This window comes from Amycolatopsis sp. NPDC049252, assembly GCF_043197175.1.
Lineage (GTDB): Bacteria > Actinomycetota > Actinomycetes > Mycobacteriales > Pseudonocardiaceae > Amycolatopsis.
The window spans coordinates 78,359-98,910 of sequence record NZ_JBICSQ010000007.1; the positions used below are offsets into that span (position 1 = coordinate 78,359).

Sequence of the window (20,552 nt, forward strand, 5' to 3'; positions counted from 1 at the left end):
CACCGACGAATCCGCGCCCGGCAGCCGAGTTGTCCACAGCCCGCGATCGCGACGAGGACTTGTCCACAGGGCTACCGGGTCAGCACGATGACCACGACCGAAGCCGCGGCGGCCAGCAACAGGCTCACCAGTCCCAGCGGCAGCGGCCGTCGGCGCCACGGCGTGTTGCGCTCCAGCGAGATCGGCCCGGCCCCGGTGAACAGCAGGCTCAACGCGCTGAGACCGAGCACCAGCTCGAGCTCGAAGCCCTGGCCCTGACCTTCGAAGAACCCGCCGTGGAACTTCGCGTACACCGCGTTCGCGGCCACCCCCAGCAGGCCCGCCGCCGCCAGCGGTGTGAACAGCCCGACGACCACGAGCACCCCGCCACCCAGCTCGGTGACGCCGGTGATCCACGACAGCAGCGTCGTCTGCTTGTGGTAGCCGAACGTCTCCAGCATCCGCGCGAACCCGCCGATGCCCGGCCCGCCGAACAGGCCGAACAGGTGCTGCAGACCGTGCGCGCCCATGGTCACGCCGAGCGCCAGGCGCAGGATCAGCAGGCCGAGCCCCAGCCCGCCCTGCCGGGGACCGTCGTCGGCCGGCCGGTTGTCCTCGACGTCCGACAGAAGGCTGGTGGGCTGCTGCGAGAAGTCGTCTGCACTGGTCACGCGCGAAGGGTAGGGGATGCGCGCCGGCCTGGCGAGGCAGCGCGCCGCGCTCAGTACTCCCCGTGCACGAGGTTGTCCGGCAGCTCACCACCGGCGTACCGCGCGATCTCGGCCGCGGCGACGGCGTACGACCGCCCCCGCACACCGCGCACGGTCCCGCCGATGTGCGGGGTCAGCAGCAGCCCCGGAACGGTCCACAACAGGTGCCCCGCGGGCGGCGGCTCCGGATCCGTGACGTCGAGCGCGGCCCGCAACCGGCCCGTGGTCAGTTCGGCGACCAGGGCGTCGGTGACCACGACGCTGCCGCGCGCGACGTTGACCAGCACCGCGCCGTCCCGCATCTCGGCCAGGAACCCGGCGTCCACCATCCCGCGGGTGCGCGAGGTCAGCGGCACCATCAGCACGACGGCGTCGTGGAGCCCGAGCAGCCCGGGCAGTTCCTGGACGCCGTGCACGCCTTCCCGGGCGGTCAGCCCGACCATGGTGCACCGCGCGTCGAACGGCTCCAGCCGGCGACGCAGGTGCTGCCCGAGGTCGCCCGCCCCGATGACGAGTACGCGTTTGCCCTGCAGGGTGTCGGCGGTCTGCCGCGCCCAGCGTCCCTCGCGGCGGGCGTCGGCGAAGACGTCGAACTTGCGATAAATCGACAACAGCGCGGCGACGACCCATTCGGCGGTGCTGCCGCCGTGCGCGCCCCGGCAGGTGGAGAGCAGGACGCCGTCGGGCACGTTGCCGACCCAGTCCTCGGCGCCGGCGGAGAGCAGCTGGATCAGCTTCAGGTTCGGCAGCGTGCGCCACAGCTCGTCGCCGGCGCGGTGCTTGCCGGGGATGAGCACCTCGGCCTTCGCGGCCTCCGGCGGCACCGGCTCGCCCCACTGGTAGCGAACCGGGAGCACGCGCGGCACCTCGGCCAGCACGGACAGCCCTTCGTCGTCGGGCACCAGCACGGTCAGCGTCATGATCGCCACGGTAATCGAGGAGTACTCACCCATGGTTCACGCACCGGCCCCTAGGCTGGGGGATCATGCGAACCCGGTACCGGTCGGCCCTGCTGGCGATCCTGGCTTGTGGCGCCCTGCTGCCCGCCGGTTGTGCGCGGTTCGACGACACCGCGGCGGGCCAGACGTTCAGCCCCGCCCCCGTGGCCAGCCCCGAATCACCCCCCGAGGTCCAGGGCCCGGGCGCGGACTCCGGCGGCGACGGCAGGCAGAACCGCCCGGGCCAGCCGTCCGCGACGATCCCGCCGCCGCAGGGTTGCAAGGATTTCGACGAGACGGTGATCGCGACCTGCCTGGACACGGTGGCCGCGGTGGCCGGCCTGCCGGGTGACGGTTCCACGCCGAGCGCCCTCGCGGGCGAGCGCAAGAGCGGCCGCGTCATGCTGGCCACCGCCGGCAAGGACGCCACGGAGTTCGCGAAGCTCGACGTCCAGGCGGCCGGCGACGGCGGCCTGACGGGCCTCGCCCTTTCGCCGTCGTACGTCGAGGACCAGCTCGTGTTCGCTTACGTGACGACGGCGACGGACAACCGCGTCGTCCGCTTCGCGAAGGGCCAGGCGCCGAAGCCGGTGCTCACGGGCATCCCGAAGGGCGCGACCGGCAACCGAGGCACTCTGGCGACGGACAACCGCGGTGCTCTCCTGGTCGCGACGGGCGACGCGGGCAACCCGAACGCGGCGGCCGACCCGGCGTCACTGGCGGGCAAGGTCCTGCGGATCGACACGTCCGGCAAGGCCGCCGCGGGCAACCCCGGCGGCGCTTTGGCGGTGGCCGCGGGCCTCCACGCCCCCGGCGGCCTCTGCGCCTCGGCCGACGGCGGCCGTGTCTGGGTCACCGACCGGCTCGCCGACAAGGACGCCCTGTACCGGGTCCAGGCCGGCCGGCCGCTCACGGCCCCGGCGTGGACGTGGACGGACAAGCCGGGCGTGGCGGGTTGTGCGGATTTCGTCGACGCCAACGGCTCGGTCTCGGTGGGCACGTCCCTGGCCGGCAACCTCCAGAACCTCCCGATGACGGCCGACGGCGCGGTCAGCGGCAAGCCGACGATCAGCCTCGACGGCAAGACGGGCAAACCGCCGGTCACGTACGGCCGCCTCGCGGGGATCAGCATGATCAACCCGCAGATGGCCGTGGCCGGAACGGTCAATAAGGACGGCGGAACCCCGGTCTCGAGCGACGACCGGGTGGTGCTGATCACGCCGTCCACCTCCGGCGGCGGCAACGGCAAAGACTGACCGGCCGGACCAGACCACTGCTCCGGCAGCGCTTTCTCACCTCGCAATGTGACGCCGATCACCCCCCTTTGCTCCCTGGTTCGGCGAAATTCGCGTCTTTTTGGGCTGCCCGAATGACGGCTAGCGTTCGCGCCCGCGGGCTGACCTTTCCGGTCCCTTTCGACCCATCCCGGGCGCCGGAGGAGTTGTGGCACCGGCGGCCGCTGAGCCTCCCCGCGCGCCAAGGTGCTCACGATCTGGCGCAGCGCCGGTTCGCAGGTCAAGGCCGAAGCCGAAAAGGCCCTGACCGGTTCCGACACCGACGTCACGACGTGCCTGAACGACAAGCTGGACGCATCATCGACTCGTTGCGGAAAAGGGCTTCGACACGAAGACGATCGAGCGCCCGTGCACCGAGCGGACCCCGTGCCCGGACCGGTGTTCGCCGTTGCTCGGCGAGGCACTGACGAACGGGACCACAGTGGACTTCGCGGTCCACTGACGGTCGCGGCGCCGGATACCGCTGACGAATCGACTGCCGGTGGTGGCCCGCTGTCAAGGTGCCTCGGTGAACGACCCGTTCCAGTTCGAGAAGGCCGCACTCCCCGCCGACGACCCGACGTTCCGCACGCCGGACGAGGCGGTGTCCGCTTGACGGGAACTGGCCGAGGCGGCTCGCCAGGATGGGGTTCGCGACCACCGTCCTCGACCGGTTCAGCGCGGCCCGGCCGCCGGCCGGCGCAGATCCTCGTCAACGACATACAGCCGTTCGGCGTCACGCTGGATTGGCACGCTCCGGTCGAAGACGAAGAGTCCTCTCGCACCTCCTCCGGCAGGACTCCGAGGATCCGATCGCCGGCTACGTGATCACGGCAGGCGAGCTGATCGTCCGCTCGCCGCTGGAAGTCGTGCGGGCGGCCGGCTTTCGGACGCTCGTCGACCAAGAAGAGCGCCAGAGCTACCACTACCGCGTCCTCGAAGCACCGCGGCTCCCCTGCGCTGACCTACGCCAGCGGCTTCAGCTCCACGCGCCGTCCCTCCGCCGACGACGTCAACCCGGCTTCGGCGAGCTGCAACCCACGCGCGGCCGAGAAGAAGTCGTACCGGTGCGGCCGCCCGGCGACGACGTCCCGGACGAACTCCTCCCACTGCACCTTGAACCCGTTGTCGAACTCCACGTTGTCCGGCACCTCCTGCCACTGCTCGCGGAACGTCTCGGTCGCCGGCAGGTCTGGGTTCCACACCGGCTTCGGCGTAGCCGACCGGTGCTGCACCCGGCACCGCCGCAGCCCGGCGACCGCGCTGCCCTCGGTGCCGTCGACCTGGAACTCGACCAGTTCGTCGCGGAAGACCCGCGTGGACCACGACGAGTTGATCTGCGCGATCGCCCCCGACTCGAGCTCGAAGATGCCGTACGCGGCGTCGTCCGCGGTCGCCGCGTACTCCTCGCCCTGCTCGTCCCACCGACGCGGGATGTGCGTGACCGCCTTCGCCGTCACCGCGCGGACCGCGCCGAAGAGGTTCTCCAGCACGTAGTTCCAGTGGCAGAACATGTCGAGAACGATCCCGCCGCCGTCTTCGGCGCGATAGTTCCAGCTGGGCCTCTGTGCATCCTGCCAGTCCCCCTCGAACACCCAGTAGCCGAATTCGCCGCGAACGGAAAGAATGCGCCCGAAAAAGCCGCCATCCACCAGTCGCCGCAACTTCCGCAGCCCGGGCAGGAACAGTTTGTCGTGTACGACGCCGTGACAGATCCCGGCGTCCCGCGCCAGCCCCGCCAGTTCCAGCGCCGCCGGCAACGTCTCGGCCAACGGCTTCTCGGCGTAGACGTGCTTGCCCGCGGCGATGGCCGCGCGAACCGACGGCTCGCGCGCCGACGTCAGCTGAGCGTCGAAGTAGATCTGCACGTCGCCGAGGGCCGAGGCGACGTCGGTGGTCCACGCGGTCAGGCCGTGCCGGTCGGCGAGCTCCTTGACCTTGGCGGCGGTGCGCCCGGCGAGGATCGGCTCGAGCTGCACCCGGGTGCCGTCCGGCAGCGCCACGCCGCCCTGTTCGCGGATCGCCAGCACGGATCGCAGCAGGTGCTGGCGGTACCCCATCCGGCCGGTGACCCCGTTGAGCAGCACTCCGATGGTCTGGTTCATCAACTACCGGCCTTCCACGTCGATGGCTGATCCCCGCCGTACGGCGCGGTCACACCGGGTATGTCGTATTCGGCGCGCCGTCCGCACATGCCGTAGCCGTCAGGATTGGACGGCCTCGCGACTCGGACCCCCGACTGTTCGAGGTGGCTCCCGTCGCCGTCGGCGAGGGCTTTGAGGTGCGCGCCGGTCAGCTCGGCGGCCTTCAGCGCCCCGGCCTGCCACCGCGGCACCCACTCCCCGATCTTCGGCGCGACGAGCGCCACCGCCGCCCGGTGGAACGCCCGCAACGGCTCCGAGTCGCCGTCCAGCAGCGCCTCGCGCAGCGGCAGATAGCCACGAATCGCCAGGTCACGGCGTTGCTGAGCGGCGTCGTCGGTTTTCGGCAACGCCGCGGCCTCGGCGTAGGCGGTCGGGTCGGCGAGCACCGTGGGCGGAAACGTGAACACGGCGTCGCCGGCCTCGGGCAGGCCGCTGTTCTGCATGAGCACGGTGACGCGCAGGTCCCCGCCCTGCACCATCCGGTGCACGGTGCCGGGCGCGAACCACGCGATGACCCCGGGCTCCAGTGCCGTCTCCTCGTAGCCGCCGACGCCGAGCGTCTGCACGGCGCCACGCCCACCCGTGACAACGTACGCCTCGGTGCACGCGAGGTGCAGGTGCGGACTGCCACCGCAGACGCCGTCTTCGGCCGCCCAGTCGTAGGCCCGCAGGTGGGAGAGGCCGATACCACCCGGAAGGGGGAATTCGTCCATGACTGCCTTTCAGAACCCGTGGGTGTCGAGGTACCCGGTGACGCGGTCGCGATCCCAGGCGCCGTCGGCGACGACGACCCGGTATCGGTAGGCGAAGCTCTCCCCTGGAGACAGGGCGAACTCCTCGAAGAACGCCCACGAGATCGCCACGGTCGGCGTGTCACGGGAACGGACGAACCAGTGCGACTCGTGGATGGCGGCGTCGTTCTCGGGCGCGTGCGCGAACACGAGTGTCGAATGCGCGTCGACGTCGTCGTGTTCGCCGACAAACGCCAGCCAGGGCGCCTGCCGGCCCATCATCTCCTCGCCGCCCAGGTCGCCCGGCCCGAGGACGCGGCCGCCGCTGAACTCGCGAGGCCCGCGCCAGTGCAGCCCGGTGTACCCGGCCATCTCGCGACCGGCGGTCGTCGGGCTGCCGAACTCGAGCGGGGTGTCACGGATGTTGGTCAGCTCGATCGCCCAGTCGATCGCCCAGGCACCCTCGTCCGGCTCGACCGAGTGGACGGCGATGTCGCGCCGCTCCCGAGCCCACTCCTCGCCGCTGTTGGCGATCCAGGTGAGCTGCTCGGTGAAGGTCAGCCGATCGCCGTCGACGGTGAACCCGGCGAACCCGTCGTGCCGCATCGAGCCGACCCGTTCCGGCAGGTTCTGGTACCAATCGCCGGGCACGTAGGTGTGGCCACCCCAGAAGTTCTGGCCGGACAGGTGACTCGACGTCATCTGCAGGCCCTTGTGCCAGCGGTGGTCGGCCGGGCGGTACCCGCTGACGCGCCGTCCGCCGAGGGTGCGCAGCGGGTGGGTGTAGGGCTTGCGGGACTCGTAGGCCACGGGGTCGGGCTTGTACACATAGGACATCAGCTGGACCCCGCCGGCTTCGACGGCGACGTGGTCGCCGTGCCGATGGGTGACGGTGATCGCCGCACTCACACGCGCGCTCCTTCCCTTTCCGCTCCCTGACCGACACCGGCTATCGACCGGTAAAATGGATCATGAGGAACAATTTCGCCCCGGCGCACCCCGGCTCCGGTGAAGGCCGACTTGTAGAGCGCCGCGACCAGCTCCAGCACCTGCCGACCATCAGCCCCGCTACAGGGCGGCCGCTGCCCGGCCCGGTAGGCGGCCAGGACCGGCGCGAAGGCGGCGGTGTGTGAGCTGGCGACGTCGTCAGGCGCGCTGGACCAGCGCGTCGTCCGATCGGCGACCACGTGCGGTGCCGGGGTGTAGTGCCAGTCTTTACCGCGGTAGCCGTAGAGGTGGGTGAGCTCGACGGTCGCGTTTTCGCAGTCGATCCGGATCCGGCTGACCTCGTCCGGAGACAGGACGCTGTTGACCACGGTCGCCAGCGCGCCCGACTCGAACCGGACGAGCGCGGTGGAGACGTCCTCGGTCTCGACTTCGTGAACCAGCCGCGCAGTCATCGCCCGCACCTCGGCCCAGTCGCCAAGCAGGTGCACCAGCAGATCCATCTGGTGGATCCCGTGCCCCATCGCCGGACCGCCACCCTCGGTCGCCCACTTCCCCCGCCACGGCACGGCGTAGTAAGCGGCATCGCGGTACCAGGTCGTCTGGCAGTGCGCGACGAGCGGCCGGCCAAGCTCCCCGTCTGCGAGCAACGTCCGGAAGCGCCCAGCGGCGGACCCGAACCGGTGTTGGAACACGAAAGCGGCGTACGGCCCACCTTCCCGTTCGGCGGCGACGATCTCGTCGTACTCGGCGAGCGACCGGCAAGGCGGTTTCTCACACCACGCCCAGGCGCCGCTCACGAGAACCTTCTTGACCTGCTCGACGTGCAATCCGGGCGGAGTGCAGACGGAGACGAGGTCGGGCTCCTGCTCGGCAAGCAGGGTGTCGAGGTCTTGATAAGGCACGGCGCCCACGGCCTCAGTACAGAAAGCGGCGGCGCGCGTTTCGTCGACATCCGCGACGGCCACCATATCGACGTCGTCACGATGGGCTTCGTAAGCAGCCCAGTGACTTTTCGCAATCCCACCAGCGCCGACGACGGCGATGCGTAAGCGCTTTCCGTTCGACACCCCAGACCTCCTCCCCAACGGCGACGACGTCCAGCAGACGACCTCCACGCCCCGAGATCCCCCGGAGCACGGCCCTTCGACCGTCGCAGAAAGCGCTTTCTCACGCAACAGCTCTTCGCACTGTCAACGTTGTCACCGCCTGCCGCACAACCGGAACGGACGAGAACCGCTCGAGCACACTCCAACGGCCACGGCCGCCAAGGCCCTTACCGCAGAGGCTTTTCCCGGGGACCATCGCTGGCAACGCACGGTGTTTTCGCGGGTAACAACGACGTCCACCGGGGACCGGGTCGCCAACCCTTGTCGTGCTGCCTGAACTCCGGCTCGTGCGTCCAGCCACACTCACGGTTTCCCACGGGCCGTCTCACCAAGAGTCAGCGGCGGTTACCCCGCGAGACAGTAACTCCGCCGTTCAGCGGCTCTTGTCGCGAAGAGTACGTTTCCGCGGCTGCCGACTTTCGGCGCGCATTGCCCGCATGTCCAGGAAGGCGACCACGCCGGACGCGACCGCGGCGAACATGCCGAGGAACCGGCCGAAGCCAGGGCCGATGGCGATGCCGGCGGCGTCGAAGATGCCACGCTGGTCGGCGTCGAACTCCCAGCCCAGCGTGAGCCAGCCGATCACCATCAGCAGCACGGACGCCGCGGCGACGACCAACCACAGGTGCGGCAGGCCGCTGACCCGTACTCTCCGGACTCGCCCGAAAACGACCACGACCAACCCGGCCAGCAGCAACGGCAGCGGCGGGCACCAGGCGAAGAAGCTCGATGTCCACGCATCGCGGACGACCTCGTTGTGCGGCAGCGTCGAGAGAATGTCCTCGATGTCCGGCTTGTTGGTGCTGAGCGTGGTCCACGGCAGGAACGTCGAACCCAGCGCGAGCAGCCCGGCCGCCAGGCCGAGCCACTCGCGCCAGGTGACGCTTTTGACGGAAAACGGCTGTGTCATGAAAGCGGTCAGGAACCGACGCGCTCGATGATCAGCTCACGGACCCGCTTGGCGTCGGCCTGCCCCTTGGTCGCCTTCATGACCGCGCCGACGATCGCACCCGCCGCGGCCACCTTGCCGCCGCGGATCTTCTCCGCGACGTCCGGCTGCCCGGCCAGGGCCTCGTCGATCGCCGCGAGCAGCGCCGAGTCGTCCGAGACGACCTTCAGCCCGCGCTTCTCGACGACCTCGCGCGGCGAACCCTCGCCGGCGAGCACGCCCTGGACGACCTCCTTGGCGAGCTTGTTCGTCAGCTCGCCGGACGTCACCAGCCCGATGACCTCGGCCACCTGCGCCGGGCTGATGGCCAGATCGGCCAGCTCGACCTCGCGGGCGTTGGCCTCCTGGGCGAGCGTGTTGACCCACCAGCCACGGGCCTCGTCCGGCGTCGCACCGGCCTCGACCGTGGCCGCGACGAGGTCCACCGCGCCGACGTTCAGCAGGTCACGCAAGGCTTCGTCGGAAAGCGACCACTCCTGCTGGATCCGCTTGCGACGCTCGGACGGCATCTCCGGCAGCGTCCCGCGCAGCTCCTCGACCCACTCACGCGACGGCGCGATCGGGACCAGGTCGGGCTCCGGGAAGTACCGGTAGTCCTCCGCGGTCTCCTTGGTGCGGCCGGGCGACGTCGAGCCGTCGGCCTCCTGGAAGTGCCGCGTCTCCTGCTTGATCGACCCGCCGTCGGCGAGGATCGCCGCCTGCCGCGTCATCTCGTACCGCACCGCGCGCTCGACGCTGCGCAGCGAGTTGACGTTCTTCGTCTCGGTGCGAGTGCCGAACTCGGTCGCGCCCTTCGCCATCAGCGAGACGTTCGCGTCGCAGCGCAGCGAACCCTGGTCCATCCGGACGTCGGACACATCGAGCGCGCTCAGCAGGTCCCGCAGCGCGGACACGTACGCCCGCGCGACCTCGGGAGCCCGCGCGCCGGTGCCCTCGATCGTCTTGGTGACGATCTCGATCAGCGGCACGCCGGCCCGGTTGTAATCGAGCAGCGAGTGCTCAGCACCGTGGATCCGCCCGGTGGCGCCGCCGACGTGCAGCGACTTGCCGGTGTCCTCCTCCATGTGCGCGCGCTCGATCTCGACGCGCACGATCTCGCCGTCGTCGAGCGTGACGTCGAGGTAGCCGTTGAACGCGATCGGCTCGTCGTACTGCGAAGTCTGGAAGTTCTTCGGCATGTCCGGGTAGAAGTAGTTCTTCCGGGCGAACCGGCACCACTCGGCGATCTCGCAATTCAGCGCGAGGCCGATCCGGATCGCACCCTCGACGGCCTTGCCGTTCACCACCGGCAGCGCACCCGGCATGCCGAGGCAGGTCGGGCACACCTTCGTGTTCGGCTCGCCACCGAACTCGTTGGCGCAGCCGCAGAACATCTTGGTGTTGGTGTTCAGCTCGACGTGCACTTCGAGCCCGAGCACCGGGTCGAAGCGTTCGATGACGTCGGCGTAGTCCATCAACTCGGCCACGGCAGTCACTTCGTTCCTCCCAGCTCCGGGACCTTGTGGACCAGCGAACCACCGGCGGCGGCGTCGCGGGCGGCCTCGTAGGCGGCGCCGACCCGGTAGAGCCGGTCGTCGGCGAGCGCCGGGGCCATGATCTGCAGGCCGACCGGCAGCCCGTCCTCGTCGGACAGGCCGCTCGGCACGCTCATCGCGGCGTTGCCGGCCAGGTTCGACGGGATGGTGCACAGGTCGGCGAGGTACATCGCCATCGGGTCATCGACGCGCTCACCGATCTTGAACGCCGTGGTCGGCGTCGTGGGCGAAACGAGGACGTCGACCTTTTCGAACGCCGAGGCGAAGTCACGCGTGATCAGCGTGCGGACCTTCTGCGCCGAGCCGTAGTACGCGTCGTAGTAGCCCGACGACAACGCGTACGTGCCGAGCATGATCCGGCGCTTGACCTCGGCGCCGAAGCCCTTCTCGCGCGTCAGCGACATGACCTCTTCGGCGCTGTGCGTGCCGTCGTCGGCGACGCGCAGGCCGTAGCGCATGGCGTCGAACCGGGCGAGGTTCGAGGAGCACTCGCTCGGCGCGATCAGGTAGTACGCCGGCAGCGCGTAGGTGAAATGCGGGCAGGACACCTCGACGACCTCGGCACCGAGAGCACGCAGCTGCTCGACCGCGGCTTCGAAGGACCGGAGGACGCCCGGCTGGTACCCGTCGCCACCGAACTCCTTCACCACGCCGACGCGGACGCCGGACAGGTCGCCGTTCGCACCCTGACGGGCCGCGGCGACGACCGGCGGGACCGGCGCGTCGATGGACGTCGAGTCCATCGGGTCGTGCCCGGCGATGACCTCGTGCAGCAGCGCGGCGTCGAGCACCGTGCGGGCGCACGGGCCGGCCTGGTCGAGCGACGACGAAAAAGCGACGAGGCCGTAGCGCGACACGCCACCGTAGGTCGGCTTGACGCCGACGGTGCCGGTGACCGAGCCGGGCTGCCGGATCGAGCCACCGGTGTCGGTGCCGATGGCGAGGGCCGCTTCGAAGGCCGCGATCGACGCCGACGAACCACCGCCGGAGCCGCCCGGGATCCGGGCGTGGTCCCACGGGTTGTGCGTCGGGCCGTACGCCGAGTTCTCCGTCGACGACCCCATGGCGAACTCGTCCATGTTGGTCTTGCCGAGGATGACGACACCGGCCTCGCGCAGCTTGCGCGTCACGGTCGCGTCGTACGGCGGGATCCAGCCCTCGAGGGTCTTGGACCCGCAGGTCGTCGGGATGCCCTCGGTGGTGAGGACGTCCTTCAGCGCGAGCGGCACACCGGCCAGCGGCGACGCGGGCGCCTGGCCCCCGGCGATGCCCTCGTCGACGGCCTTGGCCGCGGCCAGCGCGCCCTCGGTGTCGACGTGCAGGAACGCGTGGACGTGGTCGTCCACCTCGGCGATCCGGTCCAGGTGGGCCTGCGTGACCTCGACCGCGGACACCTCACGCGTGTGGATCTTCTCCGCCAGCTCCGCGGCGGTCAGCTTGATCAGCTCGGTCACTGCTCTTCCCCCAGAATCCGCGGCACCCGGAACCGGCCCTCTTCGGCGGCCGGCGCGCCGGCCAGGGCCTGCTGCTGCGTGAGCCCGGGACGGACGACGTCCTGCCGGAAGACGTTCGTCAGCGGCACGGCGTGCGACGTCGGCGGCACGTCGTCGGCGGCGACCTCGCTCACCTTGGCCACCGAGTCCAGGATCTGGTCGAGCTGGCCGGCGAAGACGTCGATCTCGTCGTCGGTCACGGCCAGCCTGGCCAGCTTCGCGAGGTGCGCGACCTCGTCTCGGGAAATGTTGGGCACGCGGGTGACTCCCGGGTTGTGCTGTGCGGGTTGTCTCGGAAGCTGCAAGTCTATGGTGGCGGCGTGGGCGTACTCGACTGGGTTACGCCCGGCGCAAACCGAGTGCCGTCCGGCGACACCGACGTCCCGCCCGGCGGACAGTGGGTCCCGCGGGCCGGGTGGGTCTGTCACAATCGGCGACCGGCATCGAGCGTCCCACGGCAAGGCTGGGACGCCAGAGGTGAGAGGGGCGCGTGGTGTCGTTCCTGATCCGGGTCCTCCTTCCGGACAGCCCGGGGACCCTCGGCGCGGTCGCCACGGCCCTCGGCACGGTAGGCGCCGACATTCTCAGCGTGGACGTCGTCGAACGCGGCACCGGTCTGGCCGTGGACGACCTGGTCGTCGAGCTCCCGTCGGGCCGTCTCCCCGACGCGCTGATCACGGCGGCGGAGAGCGTGGAAGGCGTCGAGGTGGACGCCGTCCGCCCGTACGCGGGTGTGCTCGACACCCATCGTGAGCTCGAACTCGTCGAAGAGATCGCCGCGCGGCCGAAGACCGGCCTCGACATCCTCGCCGAGGGCGTGCCCCGCATCGTGCGCGCCGGCTGGGCGATGGTCGTCGAACACGCCGAGACCGGCGCGGTCCGGCTGGCGTCGTCGAGCGCGGCTCCCGAGACGCCGATCACCGACCTGCCCTGGCTGCCGCTCGAGCGCGCGACGGTGCTCGACAGCGAGGAGGCCTGGATCCCGGAGACCTGGAAGGAACTCGGCACCGAGCTTGCCGCGACCCCCCTCGGCAAGCCGGGCAAGGCGCTGCTGGTGGCCCGCCCCGGCGGCCCGAACTTCCGCGCCGCCGAGGTCGCCCGGCTCGCTCACCTGGCGGGAATCGTCGCGGTCGTCCTCGACGGCTGAGCGCCATAGCCCGAAACCGACGACACGCCGAGTCTCGGCACGTCCGCGGTCGGTTTTCGGCGACAGGCCTGCTCAGACGTCGATCTGGTACGCAATCAGCGTGATGTGCGGAAACGGCCGCCAGTCGCGCTCGGGCAGGCGCGTGAACCCCAGGCGCTCGTAGAGCCGGTGCGCGGTGTGCATGCCGTCGAGGCTGCTCAGCACCACCTTCCGAAGTCCCGACGCTCGCGCGCGGTCGAATACGGCTTTCGTCAGCGCCTCCCCGATACCGCGGCCACGCGCGGACGGCGCCACCGCGAGCATCCGGAACTCCAGCTCACCAGCGCGTGAGATCTCGGCGTACGCCGACCCCGGCTGCACGATCGTCACGCAGCCGAGCACCTCCCCCGCCCCGCCGACGGCGACGAGCACCTCGGCCAGCTCGACCCGGCGCGCAATGTCCCGCAGCTCCGCGTCGTAGCCGACGTCTCCGGCCAAGTGGCCGTCGACGTCGTAGGCCTGAACCGTGACCTCGCCCGCCGCGCCGTACTCCTCCGGCCGCGGCGGCCGGATCTCGAAATCACTCATCCGTCTCCCCAGACTCGTCTTCAGCGGTCTCGTCACCGGTGGGCAGCGCCACCTCCTGCGCCGCCTCGGGCCCGCGCTCCAGCAGGACGCGGAAACCGGACTCGTCGAGCACCGGCACCTTCAGCTGGACCGCCTTGTCGTATTTCGAACCAGGCGCGTCCCCGACGACGACGAAAGCCGTCTTCTTCGAGACAGACCCGGCCGCCTTGCCCCCGCGGGCCATGATGAATTCCTTGGCCTCGTCGCGGGAGAACCCGTCGAGCGAGCCCGTCACCACGATCGACAAGCCTTCGAGGTTGCGCGGGATAGACTCGTCGCGCTCCTCCTCCATCCGCACGCCGGAGCGTCGCCACTTTTCGACGATCTCGCGGTGCCAGTCGACTTCGAACCACTCCAGGGTCGCGCGCGCGATGGTCGGGCCGACACCGTCGACGTCCGCGAGCTCCTCCTCGGTGGCCTGCTCGATCCGCTCGACCGAACCGAACTCGCGGGCCAGCGCCTGCGCCGCCGTCGGCCCGACGTGCCGGATGGACAGCGCGACCAGCACCTTCCACAGCGGCCGGTCCTTCGCCACGTCGAGGTTGGCGAGCAGCTTTCGCGCGTTGGCGGACAACTCCCCGGCCTTGGTGCGAAACAGCTCGACCTCGGACAGGCTGTCCTCGTTCAGGTCGAAGACGTCACCCTCGTCGGCGACCACCCTCGCGTCCAGAAGCGCGACAGCCGCCTCGTAACCGAGGACCTCGATGTCGAAAGCGCCACGGCCGGCCAGGTGGAAGAGCCGCTCCCGCAGCTGCGCCGGGCAGAACCGGGTGTTCGGGCAGCGGATGTCCTTGTCGCCTTCCTTCTGGTAGGCGAGCTCCGTGCCGCATTCCGGGCAGTGGGTGGGCATGACGAACTCCCGCTCGTCGCCCTTGCGCGCGTCCACCACCGGCCCGAGGACCTCGGGGATGACGTCGCCCGCCTTGCGGATGACGATCCGGTCGCCGATCAGCACGCCCTTGCGCTTGACCTCCTCCCCGTTGTGCAGGGTGGCCCTGGCGACGGTCGACCCCGCGACCTTGACCGGCTCGGTGACCGCGAACGGCGTCACGCGCCCGGTCCGGCCGACGCCGACCTGGATGTCCAGCAGCGTCGTGATCGCCTCTTCCGGCGGGTACTTGTACGCGATCGCCCACCGCGGCGCGCGCGATGTCGTGCCCAGCCGCCGCTGCAACGTCACCTGGTCGACCTTGATGACGACGCCGTCGATCTCGTGCTCGGCGTCGTGCCGGTGCTCGCCCCAGTAGGCGATGTGTTCGGTCAGCTCGTCAGCTGTCGTCAGGACCTTGCTGTGCGGCGACACCGGCAGACCCCACGCGGCCAGCGCGTCATACGCCTCCGACTGGCGCTGCGGCTCGAAACCCGCGCGCTTGCCGAGCCCGTGGCAGATCAGCCGCAGCCGGCGCTCCCTCGTGATCTTGGGGTCCTTCTGCCGCAGCGACCCGGCCGCGGTGTTGCGCGGGTTCGCGTATGGCGGCTTGCCGGCTTCGACCATCTTCGCGTTCAGCTCGAGGAAGTCCTCGACGCGGAAGTAGACCTCTCCGCGCACCTCGACCAGGGCGGGCACCGGGAACTGGTCGGTGGCTGTGAGCGTCTCCGGCACCTGCTCCAGCGTGCGCATGTTCAGCGTCACGTCTTCGCCGGTACGGCCGTCACCCCGGGTGAGCGCCCGGGTGAGGTGGCCGTTTTCGTACAGGAGGTTGATCGCCAGGCCGTCGATCTTCAGCTCCGCGAGGAACTCGGTGCGGCCGACCTCCTTCTCGACGCGTTCCACCCAAGCCAGGAACTCGTCCTGGTCGAAGACGTTGTCCAGGCTGAGCATGCGTTCGAGGTGGTCGTGCGCGGTGAACTCGGTCGAGAACGTGCCGCCGACGGTCTGGGTCGGCGAATCCGGTGTGACCAGCGCGGGGTGCGCGTCTTCGATCGCCTGCAGTTCGCCGAGCAGCTCGTCGAACTGCCCGTCGGAGACGATCGGCGAGTCCAGGACGTAGTAGCGGAACTGGTGGTTGCGCAGTTCCTCCGCGAGCGCGCTGTGGCGCTCACGCACGTCGGCCGGGACGTCGGTGACGTCCTCGGCGGCCTCCGGGGCGTCCACCGCCGCGATCTGGTCCTGGGGGAGGTCTGTGCTGCTCACGGGTGGTAAGCCTAGTCGGCGGCACCGACATTTCCGGACGTCCCGCCGCCGAGCCCGCGAACCAGTTCACGGAACTCCAAAAGGGTGATCGCGCCCGTCGGCTCGGTCTCGGCGGTTTCGACACGCCGTAGTCGTTCGGCGGCCAGCCGTTCACCCAATGTGGCGTCGAGGGGCAGGAACGTCATGGTCTGGCGGGCGGCTTCGTCGAGGTCCCGGAAGCCGGGGTGGAAGACGGCGACGTCGACGACGTCGTCCTCCACCTGCGCGACGACTCGGACATCGGCCAGCGAGATCCGATGCTCACCGAGGTTGACGGTCACCTCGGTCGGATCGGGCACCGGTGGAACCGAGTCGTGGTACTCCCAGATGGCGTCGTCCGGCGGCGCGGTGGCGCGCCACGCGTCGGTGAACGGCCGCAGTTCCGGGTCCTCCTGGCCGGTCACGACCAGGGCGTAGATCGACCGGCGACCACGTTCGAGTGAGAAGTGCAGCCGGGGGTGCAGCGCCTCGACCAGCTGGCAGAGCTCGTGCTCGACCCGGTGCGGCTCGCCCTCGCCAAGCGCCGCGCTGACCATCGGGAGCAGGTCGTACCAGCCCTGCCAGAACGTCTCCGCGGCGACTGCCGCGTCTTCCGGCACGTGCTGCTCCGGCCACGCGGTGCGCGGGTCGGGCGGATCGGCGGCGGTGCTCTTGCGGCGGAACAGGCGCATGGCTATCGGTGGTCCTCGTTCGGTCGGCTTCCCCGCCACGCTACTTGGCGTGCCGCGCCGACGTCGGCGAGTTGCCGGATTCCGTCACCACCCTTCCGGTGGCTCCACGAAGGCCTTGCCGAGGTCGCGGGACAGCGCGAGAGCCCGGCGCATCCAGACCGGCGTCGCACCGGCGAGACCGCAGGCGGGGGTCGGCACGGCGCGCTCGGCCAGGACGCTGCGGTTGAAGCCGAGCCGGCTCGCCAGCCGGAACGGCGCTTCGCCGACGTCCTTCAAGCTCAGCGGAATCGACGGCTCCGTCGCCGGAATCGCGCCCATGAACAGCGTCGCGCCGCTGTCCCACACCTCTCCGATCTCGTCGAGGAACGCGGGGGACGCGCCGTCGAGTGCCCTGAGGTCGAACGCCAGGGCGTCCGCACCGGCCTCTCGCAGCAGACCGAGGGGCGGTTCCGCGGCGCAGCAGTGCACGATCACCGGCTGGCCGGTGATCGTGCGTGCGCCTTCGATGACGGTCGCGAGCAGGTCACGGGCCTCGGGTGCCGGCACCGCCGCGACGTTCCCGTAACCGGACGGCGTCGACAGCCCCCCGGCCAGCACCGTGGGCAGCGACGGCTCGTCGAACTGGACGACCACGGGTGCGCCGGTCCTGGACCGGACCTCGTCGACGTGCTCGGCGAGGCCGTCGAGGAGGGATGCTGTGAAGTCGCGCAGCGCGCCGCGGTCGGTGAGAACCCGGTGGCCGCGGGGCAGCTCGATCCCCGCGCCGAGCGTCCACGGCCCGGCGAGCTGGACCTTGAAGACCGGCGGCGTGACCCCAGCCTTCTCGCGGGCTTCCTGCACCGCGTCCAGATCCCAGCGAAGCAGGTCGACGGCCCGGCGGTGGTCGTGCCCCGGCCGCGCCGCGACGCGGTAGCCGCTCGGCACGACCTCGACGGCCAAGTCCACCAGCATCGCCGCCGTCCGCCCGAGCATGTCCGCGCCGACGCCACGGGCGGGCAGCTCTGGCACGTGCGGGAAGTCCGGCAGCTCGCCGAACACGACCGCCGCCGCCTCCGCGGGGTCCGTGCCGGGCATCGAGCCGATCGCCGTCGCGGCCCCGCTGGGCCAAAGTCGTTCGCTCACCACCCGGATTGTGGTCGACCACCGGCCGCCCACGCCGACCGGGCCACCGCACCGGACCCGGCGGAGGTGGACATTCGCCGCATTTCTCTTTCCCCGGCCCGCGAGCGCGCCCACGCGGATAGGCTGCCCGGTCATGACGAGTTCGCCACCGCAACCGGGCTGGTACCCCGACTCGCGGGACCCGCGGCTGCATCGCTGGTGGGACGGCCGGGCCTGGACCGCCAACACACGTCCGGCCCAGCAGGCGCCGCCGAGCGACTCCGAGCCGATCGAGCTGGACATCGAGCGAGCTCACGACCCGTCGCGCATCCAAAACCAGGTCGGCCGCGCCACCCGCGGCCGCGGTAGCGCGCGGACCGGCGGCGGGACGCTGTTCACCGAGCCAGTCCTGGTGGTGAACCAGCGCGCCAAGCTGATCGAGATGGCCAACGAGTTCGGCGTCTTCGACCAGAACGGCACCCGCATCGGCGGAGTCGTCGAGGTCGGCCAGAGCACGCTGAAGAAGGCGATCCGGCTCCTGACCAACTACGACCAATTCCTGACCCACAAGTTCGAGGTCCGCGACGCCAACCACAGCACGGTGCTGAAGGTGACCCGGCCGGCCAAGGTGTTCAAGTCCCGGTTCCTCGTCACCCGAGCCGATGAGACCCCGATCGGCGAGATCGTCCAGGAGAACGTGTTCGGGAAGATCCGCTTCGGCTTCGTCGTCGACGGCCGTCCGGTCGGCGGAATCTTCGCCGAGAACTGGCGAGCCTGGAACTTCTCCATCCGGGACCACACCGACACCGAAGTCGCCCGGGTGACCAAGACCTGGGGCGGGTTCATCAAGGCCGCCTTCACCACCGCCGACAACTACGTCGTCGAGATCCCGCACCCCCTGCCCGATCCGCTGGCCAGCATGGTGGTCGCCGCGGCCCTCACGATCGACACCGCTCTGAAGCAGGATACCGACTGACCTAGTGACCGGCGTCTCATCTCCTCCCGGTGGACAGCGGGCCCGGCACGGCTCAGGGTGAAGAAAAGGCCGGGACGCCGGAGTCTCGCCGGGACGGAGGTCACCGTGGAACCGTTGCCGGAGAGCAGCGACCGGATCTGGACCGAACCCGGGATCTACGAGGTGTCGGCGGGCGTTTACCGGATCCCGTTGCCGCTGCCCAACGACGGCCTTCGTGCGGTGAACGTCTACGCGGTCACGGACGGCAAGAAGCTGGTCCTGGTCGACTCCGGCTGGGCGCTGGACGTGGCCCGTCAACAGCTGACGAATGCCCTCGGCGGGATCGGTGCCGAGCTCGCCGACGTCAGCGAGTTCCTCGTGACTCACGTCCACCGCGACCACTACTCGCAGGCGGTCGTGCTCCGCCGTGAGTTCGGTTCGAAGATCGCGCTCGGCCAGGACGAAGAACCGTCGCTGAAGGTTTCGGGCAACCCCGACCGGCTGCCGATGGAAGCCCAGGTCGACCTTCTGTTCAAGGCCGGCGCCGCCGGCGTCGTCGAAGCCCTCGGCCGCGAGTTCGGCACGGATCGGCGCCACAGGGAAGCCGATCTGTGGGAAGCACCCGACGAGTGGCTGACACCTGGCCGTCGATCGATCATGCCTGGGCGCGAGTTCGACATCGTCGCCACCCCGGGACACACGAGCGGACACGTCGTCTTCGTCGACGACACGGCCGATCTGTTGTTCTCCGGCGACCACGTGCTGCCGCACATCACCCCGTCCATCGGGTTCCAGCCGGTACCGGCCGAGTTGCCCCTGAACGACTTCATGGATTCGCTGCGCCTGGTGCGCTCCATGCCTGACCGTCGCATGCTTCCCGCCCACGGTCCGGTGTCGGAGAGCGTGCACACACGTGTCGACGAACTGCTGGAACACCACCGTGAACGCCTCGAGACCATGGGCGGGCAGATCGCTGCCGGCGCGAGCACCGCGTTCGAGGCCGCCGACCGGACGGGATGGACCCGCCGCAACCGCAAACTGTCCGAAATGGACTCGTTCAACCAGACGCTCGCCGTCCTGGAAACCGCGGCACACCTCGACCTGCTGGTTTCGCAGGGCAAACTGAACGCGCAGACGGTCGACGGAGTCCGGCACTACACGGTGCCCTGAGGACTTCCTGCATACTGGGCGCAATGGATGTCATCAGACGCGCGAGGGCGACGGACATCGAGGCGCTTGTGCGCCTGTTCGACGCACCAGGCGGGCCGCTGGCAGCCGCACTTCACGAGCTCACGAGCACCCCGCACGTCACGCTCGTCGTAGCGGAGGACGACAACGGCGTCGTCGGCACCGCGCAACTGACGGTGACGCGCGGGCTGGCCTGGGAAGGTGCGACCCGTGGCCACCTGGAAGGCATCCGTGCCGCCCGCCGGGGAGTGACGAGCGCCCTTCTGAGCTGGGGCATCGACGAAGCCCGCCGACGCGGCTGCACCCGCCTCCACCTGGACTCGGGCCTCGCCCGCGTCGACCTGCGAGACTTCTACGCGCGCTTCGGGTTCGAGCACAGCTATCAAGGGTTTACCCGCACACTGTGATACTGGCGCCGTGACCGACCACATCATCCGCAAAGCACGACGCGACGACGTCGAGGCGATAGTGCACATGCTGGCGGACGACCAGCTCGGCGCGACCCGCGACGATCCGGCCGACCTTGTCCCGTACCTGCAAGCATTCGACGACATCGACGCAGACCCGAACCAGCTCCTGGTCGTCGTCGCGTTTGATGACCAAGCCGTCGGAACACTGCAACTCACCATCATTCCCGGCTTGGCGAGGCGTGGTGCCCTTCGCGGCCAGATCGAGGCGGTGCGGATCCGCGCGGATCATCGGGGATCCGGCCTCGGCGCCGACCTCATCCAGTGGGCGATCGGCGAATCGCGGCGTCGCGGGTGCGCGCTTGTTCAGCTCACGTCGGACACCTCCAGGACGCAGGCACACCGGTTCTACGAGCGCCTCGGTTTCGAACCGACCCACACCGGCTTCAAGCTGAAGCTCTGAACGACCATCAGCTTGATTATCCAAATAGGACAAT

Annotated in this window: 20 protein-coding genes and 1 pseudogene; 7 read left to right on the top strand and 14 right to left on the bottom strand. The window is 70.0% G+C overall.

The annotated features are described in order from the left end of the window. Nucleotides 1–71: 71 nt before the first annotated feature. Nucleotides 72–650, bottom strand: a complete 579-nt coding sequence (locus ACGFMK_RS12310) for a DoxX family membrane protein (RefSeq protein ID WP_392761168.1) — start codon at nucleotides 648–650, stop codon at nucleotides 72–74. Nucleotides 651–700: 50 nt separating this feature from the next. After that, nucleotides 701–1,609 (bottom strand): 2-hydroxyacid dehydrogenase, encoded by a 909-nt coding sequence (locus tag ACGFMK_RS12315; protein WP_392761171.1) that lies wholly within the window; start codon nucleotides 1,607–1,609, stop codon nucleotides 701–703. 65 nt (nucleotides 1,610–1,674) lie between these two features. Here ACGFMK_RS12315 and ACGFMK_RS12320 point away from each other — a divergent pair, with 65 nt between their 5' ends. Together ACGFMK_RS12320 and ACGFMK_RS12325 are read left to right on the top strand one after the other, a co-directional pair. Further along, nucleotides 1,675–2,883 carry a PQQ-dependent sugar dehydrogenase gene (locus ACGFMK_RS12320; RefSeq protein ID WP_392761174.1) on the top strand — a complete coding sequence of 403 codons (1,209 nt, stop codon included), beginning with the start codon at nucleotides 1,675–1,677 and terminating at the stop codon, nucleotides 2,881–2,883. Nucleotides 2,884–3,108: 225 nt separating this feature from the next. Further along, nucleotides 3,109–3,180 (top strand): annotated as a pseudogene (locus tag ACGFMK_RS12325) (hypothetical protein); the annotation flags it as partial. Between the two features lie 686 nt (nucleotides 3,181–3,866). On the opposite strand, the gene ACGFMK_RS12330 reads toward ACGFMK_RS12325, so the two are convergent. The 8 genes from ACGFMK_RS12330 to gatC all read right to left on the bottom strand — a co-directional run bounded on the left by ACGFMK_RS12330 (nucleotide 3,867) and on the right by gatC (nucleotide 12,064). Further along, complete coding sequence (locus ACGFMK_RS12330) at nucleotides 3,867–5,006, bottom strand: Gfo/Idh/MocA family protein (protein ID WP_392761176.1); 1,140 nt, start codon at nucleotides 5,004–5,006, stop codon at nucleotides 3,867–3,869. Further along, complete coding sequence (locus ACGFMK_RS12335) at nucleotides 5,006–5,758, bottom strand: cupin domain-containing protein (protein ID WP_392761179.1); 753 nt, start codon at nucleotides 5,756–5,758, stop codon at nucleotides 5,006–5,008. Before ACGFMK_RS12335 ends, ACGFMK_RS12330 begins: the two co-directional genes overlap by 1 nt. A gap of 9 nt (nucleotides 5,759–5,767) precedes the next feature. Further along, nucleotides 5,768–6,685 carry a PmoA family protein gene (locus ACGFMK_RS12340; protein WP_392761181.1) on the bottom strand — a complete coding sequence of 306 codons (918 nt, stop codon included), beginning with the start codon at nucleotides 6,683–6,685 and terminating at the stop codon, nucleotides 5,768–5,770. Continuing rightward, nucleotides 6,682–7,791 carry a Gfo/Idh/MocA family protein gene (locus tag ACGFMK_RS12345; protein WP_392761184.1) on the bottom strand — a complete coding sequence of 370 codons (1,110 nt, stop codon included), beginning with the start codon at nucleotides 7,789–7,791 and terminating at the stop codon, nucleotides 6,682–6,684. Before ACGFMK_RS12345 ends, ACGFMK_RS12340 begins: the two co-directional genes overlap by 4 nt. Before the next feature lie 412 nt (nucleotides 7,792–8,203). After that, nucleotides 8,204–8,740, bottom strand: a complete 537-nt coding sequence (locus tag ACGFMK_RS12350; RefSeq protein ID WP_392761187.1) for a hypothetical protein — start codon at nucleotides 8,738–8,740, stop codon at nucleotides 8,204–8,206. Between the two features lie 8 nt (nucleotides 8,741–8,748). Then, nucleotides 8,749–10,254, bottom strand: a complete 1,506-nt coding sequence (gatB, locus tag ACGFMK_RS12355) for an Asp-tRNA(Asn)/Glu-tRNA(Gln) amidotransferase subunit GatB (RefSeq protein ID WP_392761189.1) — start codon at nucleotides 10,252–10,254, stop codon at nucleotides 8,749–8,751. Next, nucleotides 10,251–11,768 (bottom strand): Asp-tRNA(Asn)/Glu-tRNA(Gln) amidotransferase subunit GatA, encoded by a 1,518-nt coding sequence (gene gatA / locus ACGFMK_RS12360; protein ID WP_323331946.1) that lies wholly within the window; start codon nucleotides 11,766–11,768, stop codon nucleotides 10,251–10,253. Before gatA ends, gatB begins: the two co-directional genes overlap by 4 nt. Next, entirely contained in the window at nucleotides 11,765–12,064 is a 300-nt protein-coding gene (gene gatC / locus ACGFMK_RS12365) for an Asp-tRNA(Asn)/Glu-tRNA(Gln) amidotransferase subunit GatC (protein WP_392761193.1), read from the bottom strand. Before gatC ends, gatA begins: the two co-directional genes overlap by 4 nt. 236 nt (nucleotides 12,065–12,300) lie before the next feature. Between gatC and ACGFMK_RS12370 the strand changes: the two genes are divergently transcribed. Next, nucleotides 12,301–12,954 (top strand): amino acid-binding protein, encoded by a 654-nt coding sequence (locus tag ACGFMK_RS12370; protein WP_323331948.1) that lies wholly within the window; start codon nucleotides 12,301–12,303, stop codon nucleotides 12,952–12,954. A gap of 72 nt (nucleotides 12,955–13,026) precedes the next feature. Here the strand turns inward: ACGFMK_RS12370 and ACGFMK_RS12375 are convergent, their stop codons facing one another. The 4 genes from ACGFMK_RS12375 to ACGFMK_RS12390 form a co-directional block, all read right to left on the bottom strand. Next, nucleotides 13,027–13,521, bottom strand: a complete 495-nt coding sequence (locus tag ACGFMK_RS12375; RefSeq protein WP_392761196.1) for a GNAT family N-acetyltransferase — start codon at nucleotides 13,519–13,521, stop codon at nucleotides 13,027–13,029. After that, nucleotides 13,514–15,694 carry an NAD-dependent DNA ligase LigA gene (gene ligA, locus ACGFMK_RS12380; RefSeq protein WP_392761199.1) on the bottom strand — a complete coding sequence of 727 codons (2,181 nt, stop codon included), beginning with the start codon at nucleotides 15,692–15,694 and terminating at the stop codon, nucleotides 13,514–13,516. Before ligA ends, ACGFMK_RS12375 begins: the two co-directional genes overlap by 8 nt. Before the next feature lie 11 nt (nucleotides 15,695–15,705). After that, on the bottom strand, nucleotides 15,706–16,404 hold the full coding sequence (locus tag ACGFMK_RS12385) for a hypothetical protein (protein ID WP_392761202.1): 699 nt from the start codon (nucleotides 16,402–16,404) through the stop codon (nucleotides 15,706–15,708). A gap of 84 nt (nucleotides 16,405–16,488) precedes the next feature. Beyond that, on the bottom strand, nucleotides 16,489–17,526 hold the full coding sequence (locus ACGFMK_RS12390) for a methionine synthase (protein WP_392761205.1): 1,038 nt from the start codon (nucleotides 17,524–17,526) through the stop codon (nucleotides 16,489–16,491). Nucleotides 17,527–17,659: 133 nt separating this feature from the next. On the opposite strand from ACGFMK_RS12390, the gene ACGFMK_RS12395 reads away from it, so the two are divergent. The 4 genes from ACGFMK_RS12395 to ACGFMK_RS12410 all read left to right on the top strand — a co-directional run bounded on the left by ACGFMK_RS12395 (nucleotide 17,660) and on the right by ACGFMK_RS12410 (nucleotide 20,518). After that, nucleotides 17,660–18,481, top strand: a complete 822-nt coding sequence (locus tag ACGFMK_RS12395; protein WP_392761207.1) for a phospholipid scramblase-related protein — start codon at nucleotides 17,660–17,662, stop codon at nucleotides 18,479–18,481. Nucleotides 18,482–18,586: 105 nt separating this feature from the next. Continuing rightward, nucleotides 18,587–19,630, top strand: a complete 1,044-nt coding sequence (locus tag ACGFMK_RS12400) for an MBL fold metallo-hydrolase (protein ID WP_392761210.1) — start codon at nucleotides 18,587–18,589, stop codon at nucleotides 19,628–19,630. Nucleotides 19,631–19,653: 23 nt separating this feature from the next. Then, entirely contained in the window at nucleotides 19,654–20,055 is a 402-nt protein-coding gene (locus ACGFMK_RS12405; RefSeq protein WP_392761213.1) for a GNAT family N-acetyltransferase, read from the top strand. A 10-nt stretch (nucleotides 20,056–20,065) separates the two neighbouring features. Continuing rightward, nucleotides 20,066–20,518 (top strand): GNAT family N-acetyltransferase, encoded by a 453-nt coding sequence (locus ACGFMK_RS12410; protein ID WP_392761216.1) that lies wholly within the window; start codon nucleotides 20,066–20,068, stop codon nucleotides 20,516–20,518. Nucleotides 20,519–20,552 lie beyond the last annotated feature (34 nt).

Coding starts and splice junctions, on each gene's coding strand:
- ACGFMK_RS12315 (WP_392761171.1), bottom strand. CDS start 1,609: ATGACGCTGACCGTGCTGGTGCCCGACGACGAAGGGCTGTCCGTGCTG.
- ACGFMK_RS12320 (WP_392761174.1), top strand. CDS start 1,675: ATGCGAACCCGGTACCGGTCGGCCCTGCTGGCGATCCTGGCTTGTGGC.
- ACGFMK_RS12330 (WP_392761176.1), bottom strand. CDS start 5,006: ATGAACCAGACCATCGGAGTGCTGCTCAACGGGGTCACCGGCCGGATG.
- ACGFMK_RS12335 (WP_392761179.1), bottom strand. CDS start 5,758: ATGGACGAATTCCCCCTTCCGGGTGGTATCGGCCTCTCCCACCTGCGG.
- ACGFMK_RS12350 (WP_392761187.1), bottom strand. CDS start 8,740: ATGACACAGCCGTTTTCCGTCAAAAGCGTCACCTGGCGCGAGTGGCTC.
- ACGFMK_RS12375 (WP_392761196.1), bottom strand. CDS start 13,521: ATGAGTGATTTCGAGATCCGGCCGCCGCGGCCGGAGGAGTACGGCGCG.
- ACGFMK_RS12385 (WP_392761202.1), bottom strand. CDS start 16,404: ATGCGCCTGTTCCGCCGCAAGAGCACCGCCGCCGATCCGCCCGACCCG.
- ACGFMK_RS12395 (WP_392761207.1), top strand. CDS start 17,660: ATGACGAGTTCGCCACCGCAACCGGGCTGGTACCCCGACTCGCGGGAC.
- ACGFMK_RS12405 (WP_392761213.1), top strand. CDS start 19,654: ATGGATGTCATCAGACGCGCGAGGGCGACGGACATCGAGGCGCTTGTG.